The organism is bacterium (assembly GCA_037128595.1).
GTDB lineage: Bacteria > Verrucomicrobiota > Kiritimatiellia > CAIKKV01 > CAITUY01 > JAABPW01.
On record JBAXWB010000017.1, the window covers coordinates 53,613 to 77,673 of the forward strand.

Consider the following 24,061-nt stretch of genomic DNA (forward strand, 5'->3'; position numbering starts at 1 on the left):
CAACCTAGACTCGACGTCAGGCGGTCGGCTCTCTATAGTTACACGCCGTGAAACCTAAACAGAATTTACTCGACAGGATCCGTGAAAACGTCCTGATTTTCGATGGCGCGATGGGGACGATGATCTACCAGCGCGGCGTATTTGTGAATGTGTGTTATGACGACTTGAGTCTGACCCAGCCCCAGTTGATTCTGGGCATCCACAAGGAATACATCGAAGCCGGGGCAGATGTCATTGAGACCAACACCTTCGGTGCCAACCGCATTAAGCTTGCCGCCTACGGGCTGGCCGAGCGGGTCGGGGACATGAACCGGGCGGCGGTCCGGTTGGCCCGTGAGGCCGCGGGCGACAGCGTGTATGTGGCCGCCTCGGTGGGTCCCTGTTTTTCTCCCGAGCAGAAACCAACCCCTCAGCAACTGGTCGACATGGAGGGGGCGTTCGATGAACAGCTTGCCATCCTCGCGGAAGAGGGAATTGACCTGGTGGTGCTGGAAACATTTTCAGACCTGGCTCAATTGCAGGTGGCGGCGCGTCTGGCCCGCAAACATCATCTGACCGTGCTGGCCTCCTATGTGATTGATCCCCTGATCACGGACGCCACCGAGGCGGCCGCCGGGGCGTTTGCCCGCCAGTTGCAGGCTGATCCGAATGTGGACATTGTGGGACTCAACTGCGGTCGCGGTCCGGCTGATTTGCTGGCGGCGGTCAGAGCGGTAGTCGGAGCCACCACCAAGCCGGTGGTGGTGATGCCCAATGCCGGGGGGCCTCGTGAGGTGGGGGGGCGTATGCTCTACCTCAACAGTCCTGAATATTTTACCGAATACAGCAAACGCTATGTGGAGCTCGGGGTGCGTGGCGTGGGCGGGTGTTGCGGGACCACTCCCGCCCACATCCGTATGGCGGCCCGGGCCATCCGTACCATGAGTGGCGTCAAGCAGTTCATCCACATTTCCTCCGCCCCTGTGGTCGCACCGCTGGGCAAAGAACCTGTTGCGCCCGTGGTGGTCGTGCCGTTTGCCGAAAAATCCCCCTTTGCGGCAAAACTGGCCGCTGGGAAAAAAGTGACGTCCATCGAGTTACTGCCGCCTCAGAGCGGGGCCGGGCTGAAAGGGTTTATTGAAAAATGCCGGCTTTGCGAAGAGGCCGGGATTGATGCCATTAACCTGCCGGACGGCCCCCGTGCCAGCGCCCGAATGTCCGTGATGGCGACGGCGTTTTCGATGATGCAGTCGGTCAAGATTGAGCCGATTCCCCATTATTGCTGTCGTGACCGCAATCTGATCGCCATGCAATCGGATTTGCTGGGAGGCTGCGCGCTGGGCCTGAAGACCTTTCTTTTTATCACGGGCGATCCGCCCAAGCTGGGCAATTATCCGGATGCCACCGGCGTGTTTGATCTGGACGCCATCGGGTTGACCCAGTTGGCCAGCAACTTGAATCGCGGGTTCGATGCCGGCGGGCAATCGATTGGCAAGCCCACGGCCATGGTGATCGGGGTGGGGGCCAATCCCCTGTCCGTGGAGATGGATCGGGAAATTTTACGGTTCTACGGAAAAATCGATGCGGGTGCAGAGTATGCCATTACCCAGCCGGTGTTCGATGTGGACGCGTTGCTGCGCTTTCTGGAGCGTGCCAATGCGCATGCCACGCCCATTCCGATCATTGTCGGCATTTATCCGCTCCTGTCGTTCAAGAATGCCGAGTTCATGAATAATCATGTGCCCGGTGTATCGGTGCCGGAGTCCATCCTGAACCGGATGAGCCTCCGGACGGACAAGGAAGATGCGATTAAAGAGGGAATTGAGATCGCCCGCGAAATCCGCGAAAAGATCGGGAATGCCGTGGCCGGATTCCAGGTCTCCGCGCCATTGGGGCGGGTGAATACGGCCTTATCCGTGTTAGGTGCACAATGAGTAGTGTGCTTGATAAAATGGACGGGCCGTCGGACGTGAAGGGATTGACTCCTGAAGAAATGACGGTGCTGGCCGCTGAAATCCGGACGCTCATGATTCAAACCATCAGTAAAACCGGTGGCCATCTGGCCTCCAATCTCGGAATGGTGGAATTGACGTTGGCCCTGCTGAAGGTATTCCAGCCCCCGGATGATAAAATCCTGATGGATGTCAGCCATCAGGCCTACGCTTATAAAATCCTGACCGGCCGGAAACATCAGTTCTCAACGCTTCGCCAATATGGCGGGCTCTCCGGTTTTATGAATCGTAAAGAGAGTCCCTGTGATGCCTTCGGGGCCGGGCATGCCGGCACCGCCTTATCGGCCGCCCTGGGCATGGCGGTGGCACGGGACCGCCAGAAGAAATCCCATCATGTGGTGGCCGTGGTGGGGGATGCCGCGCTCGGAGGAGGCTCCTCGTTTGAGGCGCTGAATAATATCCAAGGAACCACCGGACGGCTGATTGTGGTGCTAAACGACAACGAGATGTCCATCTCGGCGAATGTCGGTGCCGTATCCCGATACCTCGGTGAGATGTTGACCAATCCCAGCTACAACAAATGGAAACACTCGATCGAGGGCGTGGTTAAGCGGATGTCGGGGCAGTCGAATGCCTTGAGGCGCCTGTATTACCGGGTGGAGGAATCGGTCAAAAGCTTGTTCCTTCACAGTGTGCTGTTTGAAGAGTTCGGGTTGCGCTACATTGGGCCGATTGACGGCCATGATTTGACGCGTTTGGTTTCCGCCCTTGAAATCGCCCGGGATGACATCCGGCCGATCCTGCTGCATGTGGTGACACAGAAGGGACGCGGCTATTCGTTCGCTGAAAAATGTCCAGAGAATTGGCATGGAATCGGAAATTTCGACGTGGAATCGGGACTACCGGTTACCTGTTCTTCGGCGCCGTCGTACTCCCAGGTTTTCGGGAATACCCTTGAACGGCTGGCTTCCAACGATCCGGCGATTGTGGCCATTACGGCGGCGATGCGAACCGGGACCGGATTGTCAACCTTCGCGACCCGTTATCCTGACCGGTTCTTTGATGTGGGGATTTGTGAGGAGCATGCGGTGATTTTCTCCGCCGGCCTGGCCTCACAGGGGATGACTCCGGTGCTCCCCCTGTACTCAACCTTCTCCCAGCGGGTCGTGGATTATATTCTTCATGATGTATGTCTCCAGAACCTGCCGGTGGTGATTTGTCTGGATCGTGCCGGAATCGTCGGGGACGATGGTCCTACCCATCACGGGGTCTATGATCTGGCCTTGATGCGGACATTTCCCGGGTTGACGATCATGCAGCCTGCGGACGGGACTGAGCTGGCGCATATGCTCTATTCCGCCATTAAGTGGAAGCGTCCCGTGGTCATCCGTTACCCGCGCGGGGTGTGCTCCGGTTATGTGCCGCCGGAAACGTTCGAGGAAGTGATCCCCGGGAAAGCCCACATTCTCCGGGAAGGCTGGGAAATCCAGATATGGGCATTGGGCGATATGATTCCCGTCGCCATGGCCGCTGCGGACCATCTGGCAACCAAAGGGTTTTCCGTGGGGGTGGTCAACGCCCGGTTTGTGGTGCCCCTGGATGAGGTCTTGATTGCGGAGCAGAGCAAGAGGGCCCGGGCTTTTGTGACCATTGAAAACGGAGTGGCGGCGGGTGGGTTTGGAACTGCGGTGGCTGAAACCCTGGGCAATCTGGGTTATCAGGGCCGGATTATCCGGAACGGGTGGCCGCAGGAGTTTGTTCCGCATGGCGCTCCCGCCATTTTGCTGGAAAAATACGGACTGACCGCCGCTGCAATTGCGGAGCGGGTAATCCAGGCAATGGATGGGTAATGAGGATTATCAGCTTCCATGCTTCAAAGTAAAATAGTTTTCCTTAAAATCACGGTCATGTTTCTGGTGATGGTGGTGGGCTGGTGGAGTGCGCGCCGTCAGCATTTGTCGCCCACCTTGACCAAGGCCATGAGTGTGCTGGTGGTGCAATTGACGTTTCCCGCGCTGGTGTTTGTCCAGATGCTCGAAACAGTCAGTATTTCCTCATTGCAGCGGGGCTGGTGGATTCCCGTTTTTGCCGGCCTGAGCATCGTGCTGGCGGCATGGGCCGGACGAGGGGCGGTCGGTTTCTTCGGGGTGTCCGCAGAAAGCCGGAAAACCTTCGTCTTCCTGGTCGCGCTTCCGAACTGGGTTTTCCTGCCATTACCGATTGCGGCGGGCCTGTATGGCGCCGAGGGGGTGCGCTTCGTTCTGCTCTACAATCTGGGCGCCCAGATTACCCTGTGGACCTATTGCATCCGCCTGCTGAAAGCGGAGGAAGTTGAATCGCAGTCTGCCTGGCGGATGCTGTTGAGCAATGCCGGAGTGATGGCGACGGTCGCCGGGGTGATCCTGGCCCTTTGCTGGCCCGGGATGACTACGCAGGCAGAGGCCGGTCCGTTCCGGGGGCTTGCCATTAACGGGGTGCTAGGTGCCCTTAAAATGATCGGAGATTTGACCATTCCGCTTTCGCTGCTGGTGGCGGGGGCCCAATTGGCCGATTTAATGAAGACCAGCCAATTTCAGTGGCGACCCTTGATCGGGGTGACGTTGGCCAGGTTGGCGTTGGCTCCGTTTGTGACCCTGTTGGCGCTTAAAGTGGTTACAATGCTGGTGGGGGTGCGCCTGACGGAGCTGGAATTCGTGACGTCGACGGTGATTGTGACCATGCCCGTGGCGATCAGCTGTTCCATGTTTGCCGACCATTACAATGGAGATCGCGGCCTGACCGCGAGCGCCATCTTTATCACCACCCTGCTCAGTCTGCTCACCGTTCCCGCCGCCGTCTGGTGCTGTCACTGGCTGGTGTAATGGCGTGTCTACTGGAGCACCGCTCCCGTATTGGCGCTGGTCACCTGCTGGGCGTAACGCTTGAGATAGCCGGTAACGTTCCGGGGGATGAACGGGACGGATTCAGCGCGACGGCGATTCAGCTCCTCGTCCGTCACTTCCACTTCGAGTTTATGGCCCGGAATATCCAGGTTGATGATGTCGCCCGGCTTGATCAGTCCGATGACACCGCCTGCCGCGGCTTCGGGTGACACATGTCCGACGCAGGCACCGCGGGTACCGCCGGAAAAGCGGCCATCGGTGATCAAAGCGACGCTTTCGCCCAGTCCGGCGCCCATGATGTAAGAGGTGGGGGCCAGCATTTCCTGCATACCGGGGCCGCCACGGGGTCCTTCATACCGGATCACCACGCAGTCGCCAGCCTTCACCGCGCCCTTGAGAATGCCGGTACAGGCGTCTTCCTGGGATTCAAAAATCACCGCAGGTCCGCGGAACTTCAGCATGGATGCCGCCACCCCGGCCTTTTTCACCACAGCGCCGTTTTCGGCCAGATTGCCCCACAGGATGGTGAGGCCGCCGTCAGCGGAATAGGGCTTATCGATGGGGCGGATAATGTCGGCATCCTTGACTTCGGCCCGGGCCACATTCTGCCAGATCGTCTTGCCGGTGACGGTCGGGGCATCCCGGCTGATAATCCCGTGAATGGCGCCAACCGTTTTGATAATCGCGCTGATCCCGCCGGCCCGATCCACATCTTCCATGTGATAGGGAGAGGAGGGGGATACTTTACAGATATTGGGGCACTTCTGGGAAATCTGGTTGATCCGGTTGAGGTCATATTTGACCCCAGCCTCATGGGCAATGGCCAGTGCATGAAGCACGGTGTTGGTGCTTCCACCCATGGCCATATCGGTGGCAAACGCATTATCCAGGGATTTCTCCGTCACAATTTCGCGCGGCAGGGGACCACCGGCTTTAGCCATCTCCACAATGCGGGTGGCGGCCGTGCGGAACAATTTTTTGCGGCGCGGGTCAATGGCCAGAATGCTCCCGTTCCCCGGCAGGGCGATGCCGATGGCCTCGCACAGGCAGTTCATGGAGTTGGCGGTGAACATCCCTGAACAGGAGCCGCACCCGGGACAGGCGTGTTCCTCAAGCGTCTGGAGCGCTTCGTCGTTGATTTTCCCCTGTTTGTGGGCAGACACCCCTTCGAAGACGCTGATCAGGTCAATCGCTTTGCCATCGGGCAGCCGGCCTGCCGCCATGGGGCCCCCGCTGACCATGAGGGTGGGAACATTGGCGCGAAGTGCCCCCATGAGCATGCCGGGCACGATCTTGTCGCAATTCGGGATGCAGATGACGCCGTCAAAGCAGTGGGCCTTGATTACGGATTCCACGCTGTCGGCGATGATTTCCCGGCTTGGCAGGGAATACTTCATGCCCGTGTGGCCCATGGCGACACCGTCGCAGACCCCAATGGTGTTGAATTCAAAGGGAATGCCCCCGGCTTTCCGGATGGCTTTTTTGATGAGTTCCGCCACCTTGTTCAAATGCGCATGGCCAGGAATGATTTCGTTGAATGAGTTGCACACGCCGATAAAGGGCTTGTTGAAATCGCCTGTTTTGACGATGCCGGTGGCCCGTAGAAGACTGCGATGTGGTGCGCGTTCTGTACCCTGTTTGATCTGGTCGCTATTCATCTTGATGGTCCCTTTCATTGTCTCAAATAGGGGGCGGACTATACCTGAGTCCCGGGAGGCTGTCGAGGAGGGAAGCGTATTGTGAAGTTGACAATCCCCAGGTTTGATTGGAACATCCCCGCCTTTGTCACACCGGCAAGGGTGTGTTATCGGGGGAATACCCACTAAATGGAGTGAGTCATGATCGAGATAACCGTAAAAGATGTGTGGACTGCGCTGACGCAGGTCGAAAAGGAAGATGCCTGCCTGGCCTTATTGGAAGGGAAAGACACCTTCAGCCGCGACGCCCTGCCGCGGGTGACCAAGGAACTCGCTGGTGCGATGAAATTCCGGGAGCCCTTTTTGAAGCGGTTGCCCGTCCAGGAAAAAGTCCGGCACTTGCGTCGGCTGGTCGACAGTCCTACCCTCCGGCATCTCTGTGATGATTTGCTGAGATCCTGGGTCGTATGCCGGAAGACCCCGATGCTGGTTTGTTTTGTCGAGGCACAGGGATTGAAGCATGTAAATGGCATTATAGACGACAGCGTGACTCAGGCTGACCTGAAGTCAGTCACCAAAGGCGTTCGCGCGGTGGTGGCCAAATTCCCGCCGCGGGAAGTCGCCCTGTACATGGGCATCATGCTTGCCGCTGGGGGAGATTTCTGGGTGGGACTCGCCGAGGCTGTCGAAAAGGAATTCCCGGCGATGAAGACGGCGTTGAGCCAGTAATTCAGTAGGCAGTTAGCAGTGGACATCACTGCCCACCCTGGCCTCCATAGCCTTGGCGACGGAGGCTGCTCACTGCTTATTTCGCCTGGTCCATTGCCTGTTTCATAAGAGCGCCAAAATCGAACGAGGACACCTTTTTCGATTTCGAGTGGCTCTTGGATGGTTCATCCTCATTTCCTGCCGTCATCGGCAGGCTCATTTCCTTATAATCAGCAGGAACGTCGAAGGAGACGGTATTGGCTTCAACCGTTTTGATTTCAGTCACTTCCATGCTCGACTTTGAAACGCTGGTTTTTCCCTGACTATCCGTGGCGGTTTCGACCGAAAGCATTTTCAGGGGGAATCCCTTGACTTTGTTTTTTTCAGCCTGAATCAACTGATCAAGGCTTTCGTTTTTTGTTTTAGGCACCTTGCCGACCCAGGCTCCGAGAGCGGCAAGATCCAATTTGGTGGTTGTCCAGGTTTCTTCATCCTTAGAGATGGTGCTTTCGTTTTTAAAGCCCATGACGGTCATGGACATCCGGTAGGACGTGCGAAGCTTGAAATGGCGGGTCGGGTAGCCCAGTATGGGTTCGCCTGACTCATCCAGTAGCGTTTCGGCCTTCGGGTCGGTGATTTTCATCTGCATCATGTTTCCCATGGCGCCGGCGATCCCCATCATGGCATCCATATCCCACTTCATGTAAGTTTTGTTTTCGGGCATGACCATCAGGAAGGTCTGTCCGTTATCCTTGGTGAGGAGATAGCTGCCTTTCTCGGCGCCGGGGGCCTGGCCTTCAGTGAAGTCGATGCGGGCCTTGCCGGAGTCCGTCGTCATTTTGACAACGTTGGTCTCCTGTTTTTTCTTGCCATGGCCGCCGCCGGCATCACTGTTTTTAACCGTGATCTGGTATCCTGCAAAGGATTGGCAAACCCAGGCGGTGGCAAGCAGGGGCACAAGGATTTTCTTGGTGATCAGCATAAATAATATCTCCTGATGAATTAGTTACATGAATAACGGAATTGAATTTAGCTTAATTACCGCATGTTTGTCCAGCGATGGAATGCCGAATACGTGGAGGGCGGCAATGCCCCTCACACATCATTTGCCCAGTTCCCGTCCGTTATGGTACTGTTTTTGGCCGTGAAGAACGCCGTTTCATTTTTTGGTCTGCTGCTGATGGCCTTGTGGGTGACTGGTTGCGCCTCGGTCCAGCCGCCCCGCGACACGCGTCCGGTCGAGCGGAAACTGCTCACGACGGGGTATTGTCCCTGCGGTGAATGCTGTAGTTGGCACCGGAATTGGCTGATGCGGCCGGTGTATTCGTCGGGTCCGCTGAAAGGCCGGCGCAAAGAGGTCGGGATTACGGCGAGCGGGGCGAAGGCGCAACGGGGGACCATCGCAGCCGATACCGGGCGTTTTCCATTGGGAACGGTCATGTATATTGAGGGGTATGGTGCCGGCCGCGTCGAGGATCGGGGCGGGGCCATTACCGGGGAGCATATAGATTTGTTTTTCCCCACTCATCGCGAGGCCCTGGAGTGGGGCAAACGCGTGAAGCGGGTACGGATTTGGTTTGAAGGATAAATGACAGCGGAAGGATCGGTTCTTATGGAAATTTCAAAAAACATTCATTGGGTAGGGGTGACTGATTGGGGTATCCGGCGGTTTCACGGAGTGGAATTGTCGGTTCACCGTGGGACGACCTATAATGCGTATTTGATCATGGACGAGAAGATCGCCATCGTGGATGCCGTCTGGGATCACCATGCGGAGGAGTTCATGGCGAAGATCAAGGCGATCGTTGATCCCTCGAAGATTGATTACGTGATTGTGAATCACGCGGAACCGGATCACTCCAGCAGTTTGCCGACCCTGATGAAATACTGCACGAATGCCACGATCGTGGTTTCCAAAAACGGGGCGTCCAGTGTGATGGGGCATTATCACGAGAACTGGAAGATGATGACCGTGAAAACCGGCGACCGGCTCAAGCTTGGTCAAAACGAATTGATTTTTGTCGAGGCGCCGATGCTCCATTGGCCCGACACCATGTTCACCTATGTGACCGGTCATAACATTCTCATGTCCAATGACGCCTTCGGGCAGCATTATGCCTCGGCCTTCCTGTTCAACGACCTGGTCAACCAGGCGGAACTGTACGAGGAGGCGCTCAAGTATTATGCCAACATCCTGACGCTCTACAGTGACAAGGTCACCAAAAAGATTGATGAAATCCTGGCGTTGAATCTTCCCGTCGATATGATTGCCCCGAGCCATGGGGTGATCTGGCGGAAGGATCCCCTGCAGATTGTCAAACAATACCAGGAATGGGCGCAGCAGAAGCCCGCGCCGACCGCGTTGATTGTTTATGACACCATGTGGAATGCCACTGAGAAAATGGCTAAAGGGATTGCGGAAGGGTTGATTGAATGCGGGGTGGACTGCAAAGTGTGCCATGCGGCGTTGTCGGATGGGAATGACCTGATGGTGGACATTTTCAAGTCCAAGCTGATTGTGCTGGGGTCCTGCACTCACAACAACGGCATTCTTCCCTCCATGGCCAAGATCCTGGAAGAGATGAAGGGGCTTCGCTTCAAAAACAAAATAGGCGCGGCCTTCGGGTCCTATGGCTGGAGTGGCGAGAGCGTCAAGGATATCGAAGAAGTGTTCAAGAAGGCGGGGATTCCCCTGGCACGGCCCGGCCTGAAGGTCAAGTGGCAGCCGGGTTCCGCCGAGATGGAACAATGTCACGCCATGGGGCGTGAACTGGCTGCCGCCGTGAAAGCCCCTTGAGAGCCGTCACTGGTGCTGCTGACGATAGGCGGAGGGGGACAGGCCGTAGGCGCGGGTGAACTGCCGGATGAAGTGGCTGTGGTCATAGAACCCGCATTGGCTGGCGATATCCGTGATTTTGGCGGTGGAGGAGGTCAGGAGCTGGCCGGCCTTGTTCAGCCGGAGCCGGATCAGGTATTGCACCGGGGTCACCTGGAAAAGCGCCTTGAACCGACGCTCAAACTGGCTGAGCGAGAGATGGGCGATAGTGGCGAGGTCCTTGACCGGGATGGGGTCAGGGTAGTGGCTTTCCAGGTACTTCATGACTTCCGCCATTGACTTGTACCGGCTGGCCGTGACATTCGTCCGGTTCAGGTCTCGCGTCATTCCCGCCATTCCCACGATTTCTCCGGTGTCATCCAGGACCGGGATCTTGGTAGTGATATGCCAGCTGATGCTGTTGTCGAAATTCGGCACCAGTTCAACGCGGCTGGTCATCGCTTTTCCGCTCCTGATGACCTGCCGGTCATCGCGCACAAAGCGGTCGGCCAGTTCCTTCGGCGAGAAGTCATGGTCGGTCTTCCCCAGAATCTCCTTCAGGCTTCTCGCTCCCAGCATTTTAATGAAGGCCGAATTGGCGTAAATAAACTGGCTGTCCCGGTTTTTTACAAAGAAAGAAACGTCGGGAAGGAAGTCAAAAAGCTTGAATGCTGAATGAACAGGGGATTTTTCCGAAGCTGGATCGTTTTGACTCATGCCGAAAATATACACAAAGATGCGTGTTTCATGCAAGACCGGTAAGTGGCGTGAAATCTAGTATTGTCGCTCACACGCAATTAATTTTTCTATAAATACATAAACAGGAGATCGGATTATGGCCGCCAAGAAACTGGAAGTCGTTAAAATTGGAATCGTCGGGTGTGGTGGGATTGCCAATGGCAAGCACCTGCCCAGTCTGAAGAAATTACCCAATGTGGAGATTGTGTCGTTTTTTGACATTATTCCTGAAAAGACGGCTGCGGCCGCCGCAGCTTATGGGGCCAAGGGCGCCCGGGTGTGCGGGAGCTACAAGGAGATGCTCAAGGATAAGTCCATTGACGTGATCCATGTCTGTACTCCCAACAAATCCCACGGGGACCTTGCTGTTCTGGCCTTGGATGCCGGAAAGCATGTCATGTGCGAAAAGCCCATGGCCAAGACTTCCGCGGATGCCCGCAAAATGGTCCAGGCGGTGAAGCGGTCCGGGAAAAAGCTGACCATCGGGTACCAGAACCGCTACCGCGCCGACTCCCTTTATCTCAATAAGATCTGCCGCGATGGGGATCTGGGCGAAATTTATTATGCCAAGGCGCACGCGGTCCGCCGCCGGGCCGTTCCGACATGGGGCGTGTTCTTGAACGAGGAGGAGCAGGGCGGGGGCCCGTTGATCGATATCGGGACGCACGCCCTCGACCTGACGCTGTGGATGATGAATAACTACAAGCCGTTGAGCGTAATGGGCTCAGTTTATCATAAACTTGGAAAGCAGAAAAATTGCGCCAATGCCTGGGGTCCCTGGGATCCCAAGAAATTCAAAGTGGAAGATTCGGCCTTCGGCTTCATCACCATGGAAAACGGGGCGACGATCATGCTCGAATCCAGCTGGGCGATCAACTACCTGCAGACCGGCGAGGCCAAGACCACGCTGTGCGGGACCGAGGGCGGCGCCGACATGTGGGGCGACGGGTTGCGGGTCAATGGTGAGAAACACGGGAAGCTCTTCACCAATAACATCGAGCTGAAGACCGGCGGGGTCGACTTCTATGATGGCAGCAGTGATAATGCGGCTGAACGCGAAGCCCGGATGTGGATCGATTGTATCATCAACGACACGGACCCCATGGTGAAGCCTGAAGAGGCGCTGGTCGTGACGGAGATCCTGGAAGCCATTTACAAATCAGCGAAAACCGGCAAACCGGTGTTTTTTAAATAATTCAGTAAGGAGAATCTATCATGGCGCGACCGGTAACCTTATTCACGGGACAATGGGCGGATCTGCCTCTGGAACAACTTTGCCAGAAGGCCAAGGGGTTCGGGTATGACGGGCTGGAATTGGCCTGCTGGGGCGATCACTTCGAGGTCGATCAGGCGGATGCGGCTTATTGCCGCAAGAAGCATGAGACGCTGGCGTGTCACGGGCTCAAGGTGCATGCCATCAGCGCCCATCTCGTGGGCCAGGCGGTGTGTGACCGGATCGATGAGCGCCATAAATCCATTCTCCCTCCGTATATCTGGGGGGATGGCGATCCCGAAGGGGTGCGCCAGCGCGCTGCCGGGGAAATGATCAAGGTGGCCCAGGCGGCCAAGACACTCGGCGTCAAGGTCGTCAACGGTTTCACGGGGAGCTCGATCTGGTCCTTGCTCTATGCGTTTCCGCCTGTATCAGAAGCCATGGTGGCGGCCGGGTATGCGGATTTCGGGAAACGGTGGAAGCCGATTCTGGATCAGTTCCAGAAGGCGGGCGTGAAGTTCGCCCTGGAGGTCCATCCCACTGAAATCGCTTTTGACATTGTCACGGCGGAACGTGCCATTGCGGCGGTGGATGGGCATCCGGCCTTCGGTTTCAACTATGATCCGAGCCATCTGGGGTACCAGGGCGTGGACTATGTGGCGTTCATCGAGCGGTTTAAAGACCGCATCTTCCATGTTCACATGAAGGATGTGGCCTGGGCTCAGACGCCGCAGTTGTCCGGCGTGTTCGGCGGTCACCTGACCTTCGGGGATTCCCGCCGTTTCTGGGACTTCCGCTCTTTGGGTCGGGGGAATGTGGATTTCGAGAAGATTATCCGTGCGTTGAACCGCATCAACTATCAGGGGCCGCTCTCCGTGGAGTGGGAGGATAGCGGTATGGATCGTGAGCATGGCGCCAAAGAGGCCTGCGAGTTCGTCAAACGGCTTGCGTTCCCCCCGTCAAACGTGGCTTTTGATGCGGCATTTGAAAAAGGGTGACCTTATGTCTGATCCGTTTCGCGTGGTGCTCGTTGGCTGTGGCAGCATCAGTGCAGCCTGGCTGAGGCCGGCTGTTGACATGCCTGACATCAAGTTTGTCGGGTTGGTTGACCGGATTGATGAAAATGCCCGCAAGCGGGCGGTGGAGTTTAATCTGGCGGATTCGGTTGAGATTGGTACGGATCTCCGTGCGGTTCTAAAAAAAACCAAACCCGACATGGTGTTTGACTGCACCGTTCCTGAAGCGCATGTCAACGTGGCATTGGAGGCCTTCCGCCATGGGTGTCATGTCCTCGGGGAAAAGCCCCTGGCCGACAGCATGGCCAATGCCCGGCGTATTGTACGGGCCGCTCAGAAGGCCGGGCGCACCCATGCGGTCATCCAGAATCGCCGCTTCGATGCCAATATACGGAGTGTGCGGAAGCTGGTGGAGGGCGGGCAGATCGGGACCCTGACGGCGCTGAATTCCGACTTTTTCATTGGTGCCCATTTCGGCGGATTCCGGGACCACATGAAGCATGTGCTTCTGCTGGACATGGCCATTCACACCTTTGATGCCGCCCGCCTGCTGGGCGGAGGCGATCCAGTGTCTGTTTACTGTAAGGAATGGAACCCGGCCGGTTCGTGGTATGATCACGATGCCTCCGCCGTGGCCCTGTTCACCATGAGTAATGGCGTGGTGTATACCTACCGGGGCAGTTGGTGCGCTGAAGGGATGAACACCACCTGGGAGAGCACCTGGCACGGGATCGGGACCAAAGGGAGCTTCCGGTGGGACGGCGCCAAGGATATCCAGGCCCAGGCGGTCAAGACAACCGGCTCGTTCATTTCTTCCTGCGAGGCCGTCCCGGTGGCGCCTTTTGACGACCCGAGCCGGACGGGGTCCCATGGCGGACAGATCCTGGATTATGTGAACTGTGTGCGAAATGGCACGCTGCCGGAAACAGTATGCACGGACAATATCAAAAGTCTCGCGATGGTGTTTGCCGCCGTTAAAAGTGCGGCAACCGGCAAAGAGGTACTGGTCAAATGGTGACGAGCCGAATTTCTTAAGGATACGCAATTTATGAACTATCAGAATCATGGTGACATCAGGATCGGAACGCTGGTCGGGGGCGGTCAACACACGAAACAATACATTCAGCAGATTCTGCCGCACGGGTTTGAGAGTTTCTCCCTGACGTTCTGGCAGACCCTGGGTGATAACGATATCAAAAAATTGGCCGCTGAGGTCAAGGAGGCGATTGGCGGCAAAGATGTGGTCATCAGTTCGATCGGGATCTTCGGGAATCCCCTTGAAACCGGAGAGAAGGATCAGACGACACTCAAGGGGTGGGAAACCCTGATTGATAACGCCCATTTATTCGGGACGGATATCGTCGCCGGGTTTACCGGGCGGGTGCGAGGCAAGCCGATTGACGACTCCATTCCCCGGTTCAAGGAAGTGTTCGGGGAATTGGCCCGACGCGCGGAAGGCAAGGGAGTTCGTCTTGCGTTCGAGAATTGCAGCATGGACGGTACCTGGCTGACCGGGGACTGGAATATCGCCCATAACCCCGACGCGTGGCAATTGATGTTTGATGCGGTCCCCAGTACCAGCATCGGGCTGCAATGGGAGCCCTGCCACCAGATGGTTCAATTAATTGATCCGATTCCGCAGCTTCGTCAGTGGGTGAGCCGCATTTTCCATGTGCACGGAAAGGACGCCTCCATTTTGTGGGATGTCGTGAAGACCAAGGGAGTTTTTGGCAAAGACAAATTTGCCTTCCACCGCACGCCGGGCTTCGGGGATACCAATTGGACCGATGTCATCACCGAGTTGCGACGGGGCGGATTCAAAGGCTCCATTGATATTGAAGGCTGGCACGATCCCGTCTACAAGGGCGACTTGGAGATGACGGGCCAGGTACATGGTCTGAATTACCTGAAACATTGCCGGGGCGGCGCGTTTGTGCCCAATCCGGTTGTGCTGTAAATCTGGGGCCAAGGGGAAGGGGGGCATGGCGGTGCCTGACGAGAAATCCTAATTGCGTCTGTTGCCATTTGGAATCAGACGTTTGATCTGAAGGGCTTTTTGGCACTTGATTGTCCGGAAATGTTTATGGGACAGTCTTGGGCTATGAAAGATATCGATACTATTTCCGCGCTCGATCTTCATCACCCGCCGAATGAATTCACCTCCGCCCCGTTCTGGGTTTGGAATGACTTCGTGACACCGGAACAGCTGGAGCAGACGCTTTCTGCGTTAGCCGAACAGCATATCCGGCAGGTCATTGTGCATCCCCGGCCCGGACTGATGACGCCCTATCTGTCCGAAGACTGGTTCGCCCTGTGGACTTATGCGCTGAAGCTGGCACGCCAGCATAATGTACGCCTTTGGATTTATGACGAGAATTCCTATCCCTCGGGATTTGCCGGCGGCCATGTGCCTGAGGTGATGCCGGAATCCCGTGCGCTCGGGCTCACCGTGGATTCGAATCGGGTTGTTACGCAGGTGCAGGCCGGGGAATCACCCTGGTACGGCGGGCGATTCCATACAGATTTGATCCGGCCCGGGGTAACGGAAAAATTTCTAGAGGTTACACTGGAGCCGTATCGCCGGCGCTTCGGGGCTGAATTCGGGCGGGCGATTCCGGGCGTTTTTACCGATGAGCCCCACCTCAGGCCCTGCGGGGACATTCACTGGACCCCTGATCTTCCCGAGCAGTTCAGCCAGCGCTGGGGCGAAGATATTTATGAGGGACTCCCGTATCTTAAAGAGGCGTGTGAAAAAGGACAGGCCTTCCGGCACCACTATTTTCAGTTGATCAATGAGCTGTTTGTGGATCGCTGGGCCAAACCCTATTACCGATATTGTGAAAAGGCGGGTATGGAGTTCACCGGCCATTACTGGGAGCACGGTTGGCCCAACTGTGCGACGGTCCCCGATAATATGGCGATGTCCGCCTGGCAACAGCGGCCGGGGATCGATCTGCTGTTCAGCGAATATGCGGAGGGGCCTCATGCCCAGTTCGGCAACACACGGATTGTCCTGGAACTTGCCAGCGTGGCCAATCAGACCGGGCGCGTCCGAACCCTGTGTGAAACATATGGTGGCAGCGGCGCGGAGATGACCTTTGAGGACTATAAGCGCGTCGGGGATTGGGTAACCGTGCTCGGCGTGAATACGATCAATGAGCACCTCTCCAGTATCTCTTTACGGGGTGCCCGTAAACGGGATTATCCCCCGACGTTTTCCTATCACTCGCCCTGGATGGAATGCTATGGGGTGTTGGTGGATTATTTTGCGCGGGTATCCTGCGCCTTGTCCCAGGGGCGGCAACTCAATCCCTGTCTTGTACTCGAACCAACCAGCACCGCTTGGATTCATCATTTTGCGGATGAGGCCCGGCTGAAGGAGATCGGGGATAAGTTTCAGGCGTTTGTCGTGGCATTGGCCCAACGCCAGCTTGAGTTTGACCTGGGGAGTGAGCATATCATCCAGGAGCGCGGCTCGGTCACGATGACGGCAGAGGGGCAAGCGCGTTTTCAGGTTGGTGAATGCGCCTATGAGGTGGTCGTGATTCCAGCCGAAATGGAAACCATCAACCGGGTGACTTTTGATCTGCTTGAACGGTTTTTGGAACAAGGGGGAACCGTCCTGTCCTGTGCCGGATCAGATCTGCCATCTCATGTCGATGGCCGGCGTACCGCTGAATGCGAGCGGCTGCGTAGCTCAAAAGGCTGGCATTTTGTGAATCAAAGCGAGGTGTCTGAGAAAGTGACGGAAAGGTGCAATCCGGCCGTGCGTGTGCTCTTGGATCCGTCTAATAAAGGGTTGGTGCATCATCATCGCCGCCAGTTAAGTGATGGGGACATTGTTTTCATCACAAATACCAGCAAAACGAGTTCTGCTGAGGGACAGGTTGTGGCCCGGGCTAAAGGGGCCCGTGAGGTCTGTCTGGATAACGGGGCTGTTTTCGTCCGTGCGGTTTCCCGGCAGGCCGATGGCCAGATTGCGGTCTCATTCACGCTGCCTCCCTGCGGCAGTACTCTGCTGTATCTGGATACGGTGGATACGGCCGCGACAGAGTCCGTCTCTCCTCCCTGTTTTCTCTCTGGCGGGACGACCTCCGTGTCGTCTGGTGTCCCTGTCGCCCTGTCCAACTTCTCCGTTCGTCGTCTGGACGATAACAACCTGATTCTGGATTATGTTGATGTGGAGGCAGGCGGGGAGCTCAAGACTTCGCTCTACTGGAAGCCCGCGGCGGAGTTTATTTTCCAGAAAAACGGGCTTCAGGGAAATCCGTGGGATCATGCGGTGCAGTTCCGGGACGAGCTTCTGAAAACGACGTTCCCGGCGGCAAGCGGTTTCCGGGCGACCTATCACTTTACCGTTGAGACGGCCGTTCCCGGCCGGTTGTTAGCGGTGGTGGAACGTCCCGACCTTTACCGGGTTACCTGCAATGACATTGAGATCAAGGCCCAACCCGGCGTCTGGTGGATTGATCGGGCCTTCGGGCTTCTGGATATTGCCGGAGCGGCAAGGGTGGGTGAAAATACCCTCACCATTAAAGCCTCTCCCATGACGGTGTTCCACGAGTTTGAGGCCGCGCATATTGTTGGCGATTTTTCCCTCAGGGCGGTCGAGAAAGGGTTTGTGATCGCCCCTCCCAGGCCCCTGGGGCCGGGGAACTGGAGTCAGCAGGGGTTGCCCCTTTATGGACATCGAGTGATGTATTCCGCCACCTTCATCCTGCCGGTCTCAACGGGGAAGCGGGTCCGGGTATTGCTGCCTGCCTGGAGCGGGGTAGTGGCGAAAGTGGTGGTCAACGGCAAGGAAGCGGGGGTGATTTATCATCAACCCATGGAGTGCGATATTACGGAGAGCGTGGTCCCGGGCGAAAATACCGTGGACCTGGTTGTCTATGGTTCCTTGCGCAATCCGCTCGGACCCCATCTGGGGGTCGGTCGCCTCAATATTACCGATCCCTGGGCTTGGGGAAAAGGACCTCAATTCGACCAGCCGCCGGGGCGTGATTACTATTCTGTGGGGTACGGACTGGATACGCCTTTCGAAGTTTTGCTCGGCTGATCATTCTGTGTATAATGCCGCCCTGTGATCACGATTCCAGATAAAGTGCGGCGGAAACTGCAGGAACTCCCCGATCAGCCGGGGTGTTATCTCATGCGGGACCGGCGGGGTAAGATTATTTACATCGGCAAGGCGGCCTCGTTGCGTAAACGCGTTCAGTCCTACTTCCGCACCAGTACCTGGGTAAGGGCTGACCCCAAACTACGCGGCTTGATCCGGAGTGTGGACGATTTCGATATCGTGGTCCTGCGCAATGAGGCCGAAGCCCTGCTGACGGAAGGCCAGCTGATCAAGGATTATAAGCCCCGTTATAACGTTGATTTGAGGGATGACAAGCGGTTCCTGATGCTCCGGATTGATCTGGCCGAGCCCTGGCCCCAGTTCAAAGGGGTACGCATCCGGCGTGATGATGGCGCGGTGTATCTCGGGCCTTATGTCAATTCCGTCGCCACCCGGGTGGCCATGGATTTTGTGGAGAAGCATTTCGGCTTGCGCAAATGTGCCCCGCGTGAACCTGATGCGATCCAACACAAACACTGCCTCAACGATATTGTCCGGTTCTGTTCCGCCCCCTGTATCGGACGGATCACCCGGGAGGCCTACCTGGAAAAGGTTGCCGCCGCGTGTGCCTTTCTGCGCGGGGAGACGCCCGCCCTGCTCGAGGCCATGCGGGAAAGCATGGCGGAGGCGGCAGCCCACCATCATTTTGAAGAGGCGGCGGCGTTGCGCGACACCTGGTTCATGCTCCGGGAGATCACGCACCAGCGCGCACGGGTGGCGTCCACTCCGGAAATCAAGGCGGAGGATGCCAAGGCCGGGATAAAGGGGTTGCAGGAGGCGTTGAACCTGACTACACCGCCCCGGATGATTGAATGCTATGACATTTCCAATATTTCCGGGACCCACTCGGTGGCCAGTATGGTGTGCGCCGTGGATGGCATGCCTTCGCCCAATCGCTACCGTCACTTCAGGATCCGGACCGTGCATCAGGCGGATGATCCCGCCATGATGGCGGAGGTGATCCGCAGGCGGTTTGAGCGGTTACAGCGGGATGGCGGAAACGGTCCTGATCTGCTGGTGGTGGACGGCGGGTTGTCGCAGTTGAATGCGGCGCGGGGTGAATTGCTGCTGCTGGGGGTGACCCACGTGCCGGTGATCGGCCTGGCGAAGCGGTTTGAGGAAATTCATGTTCCAGGGCAGGCGGCACCGCTCCGACTGCCATCGGATTCAAAAGCACTCTATGTGTTGCAACGGATTCGGGATGAGGCGCATCGGTTCGCGCTGGCCTATCACCGGCGGCTGCGGGGACGCCGTCTGAGGGAGTCGGCCCTGGATGAGATTCCCGGGATGGGGGAGAAGCGCAAGATGGCCCTCCTGAATCATTTCGGGTCCGTGCTCCGGCTTCAGCGCGCCTCGGCGGAAGAAATTGCCGCCGTGCCCGGCGTGAGCCTGACCTCCGCCAAAACCATCAATGAATGGCTGCGGGCGAGGAGTTCTCCAGGAACTCATCATGGATGATTTTAACAACTCAGGGTGGCCGCCGGCGTCCCCGGCGGCGGCAGGTCGATCAGGTGCCCTTGAGGGACGAAATGAAGACCAAGGAATATAAAATGAATGTGCCGCAAAAACTTTTGGCTCTGAGGAAACGGATGGCGGATCGCAGGGTGGCGGCCCTGGTGGTGCCGTCCTCGGATCCCCATCAGAGCGAATATGTGGGAGCACGGTGGCAAACTCGGAAGTGGGCCTCCGGGTTTACCGGATCAGCTGGAACGTTAGTGATTACCTTGAAGTCTGCCGCACTCTGGACGGATGGCCGGTATTTCCTCCAGGCTGAAAAAGAGCTGCAGGGGAGCGGGATCAGGCTTTTCAAGAGCCGGGAGCCGAAGGTGCCGACCATTAACGACTGGATCATCGCCCAATTGAAGCCCGGCCAGACCGTTGCCTTCGACGGACAGGTCTTTTCGGTCTCGGCCGTACGGGACATGGAGAAAGCCTTCGCTGGTAAAAAGTTGAAACTCAAAACGCATGAAGATCTGTGCGATCAGGTGTGGACGGATCGTCCGCTTCCCTCGCAGGCGCCCGCGATCGATTTTCCTGTGAAATTTGCGGGGATCGGACGGAGCCGGAAACTGGCAGCCGTGCGCGCCAGGTTGGCAGAAAAAGGAGCCGACGCCTGCTTGCTCTCTTCCCTGGACGATATCGCCTGGCTATTCAATATCCGGGGAAATGACGTGGAGCATTCACCGGTGGTGCTGGCTTATGCGCTGGTCGGGATGAAGGAAGCCATCCTCTTTGCTGAGCGTTCAAAATTCTCAATGGTCTTGCAAGCCACTCTCAAGAAACAGGGAGTGACCTTGCGTCCCTATGAGTCGGTCGGCCCCGCCCTCAAAGCTCTAAAAAAGGGAAAGGCGCTTTGTTATAACCCGCAACGGGTGAATAGCCGGCTGATCGATGCCATTCCGAAGGGGGTGCGCCGGTTGGAAGAGCCGCTGGATATCACCACGGAATTAAAGGCCATAAAAAATCCCGTTGAGCAGGCGAATTGGGATACGGCCGCTCGGCTGGATGGTTTGGCGCTGGTGAAGTTCTTCGTCTGGCTTGAGCGTGAGCTGGCGCGCGGGGGGCGGGTAACGGAGTTTACCGCCAGGGAAACGCTCAAGGAATTCCGTCAGGCGGCGCCGGAGTATCGGGATGATAGTTTCAATGCGATATGCGGCTATCAGGCGAATGCGGCGATGATCCACTATACGGTCGACCGTGACTCGGCGGCTCAGCTCAAGCCAAAAGGCCTGTTTCTGGTGGATTCCGGCGGGAACTACTTTGAAGGGACGATGGACACCACCCGGACGGTAGCGCTCGGGCCGGTATCACCGGCGGCACGACGCCACTATACGTTAGTCCTCAAAGGAATGATCGCCTTGAGCCGGGTCTGTTTTCCTGCCGGGTTGACCGGGACCCATTTGGATGCTTTGGCGCGACTCCCGTTGTGGGGAGATGGGGTGAATTACAAACATGGGAGCGGACATGGGGTGGGGGCTTACCTGAATGTCCATGAGGGACCGCATGGGTTCACCTCGGTCTGGAGTCCCAGCGCCTTTAAGCCTGGGATGGTCGTAACCATAGAGCCCGGGTTCTACCGCGAGGGCAAATACGGGATCCGGATTGAGAACATGGCCCTGGTGGCGGAGGCGGGCAATGCCGGCTACGGACCATTCCTGCGCTTTGACACGCTAACGCTGTGTCCCATTGATACGGCACCATTAATCTTGGCCTTACTGACACCGGAAGAGCGTGCTTGGCTGAATGCTTACCATAAGACCGTGTGGACCCGTCTTTCGCCAGAACTTGAGGGTCCGGCCTTGGCTTGGTTAAAACGGAAAACCCGCCCGGTGTAACGGCGGTACGGGAAACGTGGTCATGTGCTAAAGCTTATAAACAGGGCTTTAGCAACGGGTCGTGCAATAAGGAATGGAGCAATACGATGAAAACGATACAGGCTCGCCTTCCAGATTCTATTCACGGGAAAGTGCGCAGATTGGCTAACGATGAGCATATGTCTCTCAATCAATTCATGGTGACATCCATCTCCAATGAAGTGATTCGCCATGAGACCAGCGATTTCTTCCGGGAAGCCTCCGCTCGTTTCAATGAAGAGGCCTTCAAGGATGCTCTGGCCTCCGTGCCTGATGTGCCCGCGCAGGCAAACGATTCTAATTTCAGGACAGCGACAGGTATCGGCTATTGGGGATAATGCCTGATAGATGAGTGGTTCCTTCTGGACTGAACAAGGGCGGCCTTGATATAGGTGCATACATGACGAAGACCCTCAGAGAGCTTGTTCAGGACCGGGAGGAGAAGATATTGGATCATCCTCTGGCGACCCGCAGTTCGGCCAGTTTAGGCCGGCAGCGCGAGGAAGCGGAAGATCCCATCCGGTTGGCATTCCAGCGCGATGCCCATCGCATTCTTCATTGCACCGCGTTCCGGCGGCTCCGCTACAAGACCCAGGTGATTTTCTCGCCTGAAAGCGACCATGTCTCCACGCGGGTGGACCATTCCCTCTATATGGCCTCCATTGCGCAGACCATTTCCCGGGCGCTGGGCTTGAATCAGGATCTGGCCTATGCCATTGCGTTGGGGCATGATCTGGGGCATGGCCCGTTTGGCCATGCCGGCGAAACGGCCCTGGACAAACTCTGGAAGCGCATTGATGCCTCGCAGTCATTTTCCCATGAACTGCACAGCCTGCGGGTGGTGGACCGGCTCGCTTTCCGGCCCTCCACGGAAGAGCATGGCCTGAACCTGACGTATGAGGTACGCGATGGAATTGTATGCCATTGCGGGGAGAGCACGGAACAGTACCTGGGGCCGCGTGCCAAGCCGGGGCCAGCCCTTGATAAAATCAAACGCCGCGGGATGGTCCCTTTTACACTGGAAGGCTGCGTGGTGCGGCTGGCGGACCGGATTGCCTATTCCGGGCGGGATTATGAGGATGCCCTGAGCGTGTTCGGGAAGATGCCGGCGTTGCCCAAAACGGTGATCCGGGTATTAGGCGCGGACAACCGCACCATTATTAATAATCTGGTGACGGATATGATCCGCACCAATCTCAAAACCCCGGAGCGGATCGGGTTTTCGGATGATGTCTTCGATGCCTTCACCCAGCTCTATCGTTATAACTGCAAGAATATTTACTATCATCCGCTCCTGAAGGAATATGCGGTGCGCGCAGACAATATGCTCGCCAGTATCTTTGACTTTGAGCTGCGGGAGCTTTCGTCGCGTCGCCAAACCCTGTGGGGATTATCTGCAGACCGGGATTCGGTTGCGGTCCGTGAGCTGCATCATTTCATCCAGAAAATGTATGGTAAGCGGGATCGTCCGGCCTTGTCCCAGATCATCATCGACCATATGTCGCTGATGACGGACCGTTATGCGCGGAGCTTCTTCCAGGAAATATTCCTGCCCAAGCCGGTGGGGTGATTTTTCTGGCGTCTTGACATGGGTGGGGGGGTTTGATAACTCCGCCCGCGCCATGGTGCAAAAGAAAGACATATCGGCGGATGAATCCCCTGCGGTGACGATTCTGGCTCCTGCCAAAATCAACCTGACCCTTGAGATTCTCGGCAAGCGGCCTGACGGGTATCATGACCTCCGGAGCCTGGTGGTTCCGGTCTCTCTTTATGACACCCTCACGCTCACGGCGACGGAGGGCGCGTCGATTGACGTCTCCTGCGCGGTGGTCGGGTTGCCCGGGGAGAATCAGGTGCTGCTGCCGGCGCCGGCGGATAACCTGGCGGCGCGTGCGGCCGGGCTGTTGCGCGAAGCCACGGGGTATGCGGGCGGGGCCCGGATTGAAATTCAAAAAGAAATCCCGATCGGGGGCGGCATGGGCGGGGGCAGCGCAGATGCCGCAGGGACGCTGGTCGGCCTGAACCGGCTCTGGCAGACGGGATTAGCCGTTGAGCCATTAATGGAATTGGGGGCCCGGCTGGGGAGCGATATTCCCGCCATGGTCTACGGGAAACCGGTATGTATGGAGGGGCGGGGCGAAAAAGTGCGTCCGGTTCCCTGCCATTGGCCTGCGGGAACCCAGTGGTGGATTGTCGTGGTCAATCCCGGCTTTAATGCTCCCACCCGGGATATCTATCGCAGATTTAGAACAGGGTTGACTTCACCTCAAGAAACCTTTATCAATGCGTGCTTTGCGCTCGAAAGAGGAGATGTGAAACTGGCTTCTGCCAGTCTCCAGAATTCTCTGGAAGCGGTGGTTTTTAACAAATATCCGCTCCTGTTGATTCTCGCCGAGAGGCTGAAATCTGCAGGGGCGTTGGGGGTATTGTTGTCGGGCAGCGGGGCCTCGGTTTTTGCCGTGGCTGCCAATCACGACCAAGCCCTGGCGATTGAAGCGCAGGTAAAGGGTGAGTTGGGGCCATGGTTATGGACGAAGGTTGCGCAAATATTGCCCGATAGTGTAATGGTAGCACACGGCCCTTTGACGGCTAGAGTCTAGGTTCAAATCCTAGTCGGGCAACCATCAGGCGTTGAGTTATAGTAAGTAGACT

18 protein-coding genes and 1 tRNA gene are annotated in these 24,061 nt (G+C 57.0%); 16 read left to right on the forward strand and 3 right to left on the reverse strand.

The genetic code is table 11. From position 1 onward, the window contains the following. The first annotated feature begins 47 nt into the window (after positions 1 to 47). Genes WCS52_11640 through WCS52_11650 form a run of 3 tightly spaced genes read left to right on the forward strand, consistent with a single transcriptional unit; the run spans position 48 to position 4,792 of the window. Positions 48 to 1,913 carry a bifunctional homocysteine S-methyltransferase/methylenetetrahydrofolate reductase gene (locus WCS52_11640; GenBank protein ID MEI6167838.1) on the forward strand — a complete coding sequence of 622 codons (1,866 nt, stop codon included), beginning with the start codon at positions 48 to 50 and terminating at the stop codon, positions 1,911 to 1,913. After that, positions 1,910 to 3,781: a 1-deoxy-D-xylulose-5-phosphate synthase gene (gene dxs / locus WCS52_11645; protein ID MEI6167839.1), complete on the forward strand. Its 1,872-nt coding sequence runs from the start codon at positions 1,910 to 1,912 to the stop codon at positions 3,779 to 3,781. The genes WCS52_11640 and dxs overlap by 4 nt, the downstream gene beginning before the upstream one ends. Positions 3,782 to 3,799: 18 nt before the next feature. After that, positions 3,800 to 4,792: an AEC family transporter gene (locus WCS52_11650; protein ID MEI6167840.1), complete on the forward strand. Its 993-nt coding sequence runs from the start codon at positions 3,800 to 3,802 to the stop codon at positions 4,790 to 4,792. An 8-nt stretch (positions 4,793 to 4,800) separates the two neighbouring features. On the opposite strand, the gene ilvD is transcribed toward WCS52_11650, so the two are convergent. Further along, the gene (gene ilvD / locus WCS52_11655; GenBank protein ID MEI6167841.1) at positions 4,801 to 6,471 is read right to left on the reverse strand and encodes a dihydroxy-acid dehydratase; all 1,671 of its coding nucleotides are present in this window, start codon (positions 6,469 to 6,471) and stop codon (positions 4,801 to 4,803) included. A gap of 180 nt (positions 6,472 to 6,651) precedes the next feature. Here ilvD and WCS52_11660 point away from each other — a divergent pair, with 180 nt between their 5' ends. Next, a complete protein-coding gene (locus WCS52_11660) occupies positions 6,652 to 7,179 on the forward strand; it encodes a hypothetical protein (GenBank protein MEI6167842.1) in 528 nt (175 codons plus the stop codon). A 76-nt stretch (positions 7,180 to 7,255) separates the two neighbouring features. On the opposite strand, the gene WCS52_11665 is transcribed toward WCS52_11660, so the two are convergent. Continuing rightward, a complete protein-coding gene (locus WCS52_11665) occupies positions 7,256 to 8,140 on the reverse strand; it encodes a DUF4412 domain-containing protein (protein ID MEI6167843.1) in 885 nt (294 codons plus the stop codon). Positions 8,141 to 8,203: 63 nt separating this feature from the next. Here WCS52_11665 and WCS52_11670 point away from each other — a divergent pair, with 63 nt between their 5' ends. Together WCS52_11670 and WCS52_11675 are read left to right on the forward strand one after the other, a co-directional pair. Next, positions 8,204 to 8,746 carry a 3D domain-containing protein gene (locus WCS52_11670; GenBank protein ID MEI6167844.1) on the forward strand — a complete coding sequence of 181 codons (543 nt, stop codon included), beginning with the start codon at positions 8,204 to 8,206 and terminating at the stop codon, positions 8,744 to 8,746. 24 nt (positions 8,747 to 8,770) lie between these two features. After that, positions 8,771 to 9,955, forward strand: a complete 1,185-nt coding sequence (locus WCS52_11675) for a flavodoxin domain-containing protein (protein MEI6167845.1) — start codon at positions 8,771 to 8,773, stop codon at positions 9,953 to 9,955. A 6-nt stretch (positions 9,956 to 9,961) separates the two neighbouring features. Here WCS52_11675 and WCS52_11680 read toward each other — a convergent pair whose 3' ends face one another. Next, the gene (locus WCS52_11680) at positions 9,962 to 10,690 is read right to left on the reverse strand and encodes an AraC family transcriptional regulator (protein ID MEI6167846.1); all 729 of its coding nucleotides are present in this window, start codon (positions 10,688 to 10,690) and stop codon (positions 9,962 to 9,964) included. A gap of 118 nt (positions 10,691 to 10,808) precedes the next feature. Between WCS52_11680 and WCS52_11685 the strand changes: the two genes are divergently transcribed. From WCS52_11685 to WCS52_11730, 10 genes are all read left to right on the forward strand, one after another. Further along, entirely contained in the window at positions 10,809 to 11,906 is a 1,098-nt protein-coding gene (locus WCS52_11685) for a Gfo/Idh/MocA family oxidoreductase (protein MEI6167847.1), read from the forward strand. A gap of 20 nt (positions 11,907 to 11,926) precedes the next feature. Further along, positions 11,927 to 12,922 (forward strand): sugar phosphate isomerase/epimerase family protein, encoded by a 996-nt coding sequence (locus tag WCS52_11690; protein MEI6167848.1) that lies wholly within the window; start codon positions 11,927 to 11,929, stop codon positions 12,920 to 12,922. A 4-nt stretch (positions 12,923 to 12,926) separates the two neighbouring features. Next, the gene (locus tag WCS52_11695) at positions 12,927 to 13,958 is read left to right on the forward strand and encodes a Gfo/Idh/MocA family oxidoreductase (protein MEI6167849.1); all 1,032 of its coding nucleotides are present in this window, start codon (positions 12,927 to 12,929) and stop codon (positions 13,956 to 13,958) included. A gap of 30 nt (positions 13,959 to 13,988) precedes the next feature. Next, a complete protein-coding gene (locus tag WCS52_11700; protein ID MEI6167850.1) occupies positions 13,989 to 14,897 on the forward strand; it encodes a sugar phosphate isomerase/epimerase family protein in 909 nt (302 codons plus the stop codon). Positions 14,898 to 15,041: 144 nt separating this feature from the next. Beyond that, on the forward strand, positions 15,042 to 17,996 hold the full coding sequence (locus tag WCS52_11705) for a glycosyl hydrolase (protein ID MEI6167851.1): 2,955 nt from the start codon (positions 15,042 to 15,044) through the stop codon (positions 17,994 to 17,996). A 24-nt stretch (positions 17,997 to 18,020) separates the two neighbouring features. Continuing rightward, positions 18,021 to 19,514 (forward strand): excinuclease ABC subunit UvrC, encoded by a 1,494-nt coding sequence (locus WCS52_11710; GenBank protein MEI6167852.1) that lies wholly within the window; start codon positions 18,021 to 18,023, stop codon positions 19,512 to 19,514. Further along, positions 19,511 to 21,391, forward strand: a complete 1,881-nt coding sequence (locus WCS52_11715; GenBank protein ID MEI6167853.1) for an aminopeptidase P family protein — start codon at positions 19,511 to 19,513, stop codon at positions 21,389 to 21,391. The genes WCS52_11710 and WCS52_11715 overlap by 4 nt, the downstream gene beginning before the upstream one ends. Positions 21,392 to 21,477: 86 nt before the next feature. Further along, a complete protein-coding gene (locus tag WCS52_11720) occupies positions 21,478 to 21,747 on the forward strand; it encodes a toxin-antitoxin system HicB family antitoxin (protein ID MEI6167854.1) in 270 nt (89 codons plus the stop codon). Between the two features lie 62 nt (positions 21,748 to 21,809). Next, on the forward strand, positions 21,810 to 22,979 hold the full coding sequence (locus tag WCS52_11725) for an HD domain-containing protein (protein ID MEI6167855.1): 1,170 nt from the start codon (positions 21,810 to 21,812) through the stop codon (positions 22,977 to 22,979). Positions 22,980 to 23,959: 980 nt separating this feature from the next. After that, positions 23,960 to 24,033, forward strand: a tRNA-Gln gene (locus tag WCS52_11730). Positions 24,034 to 24,061 lie beyond the last annotated feature (28 nt).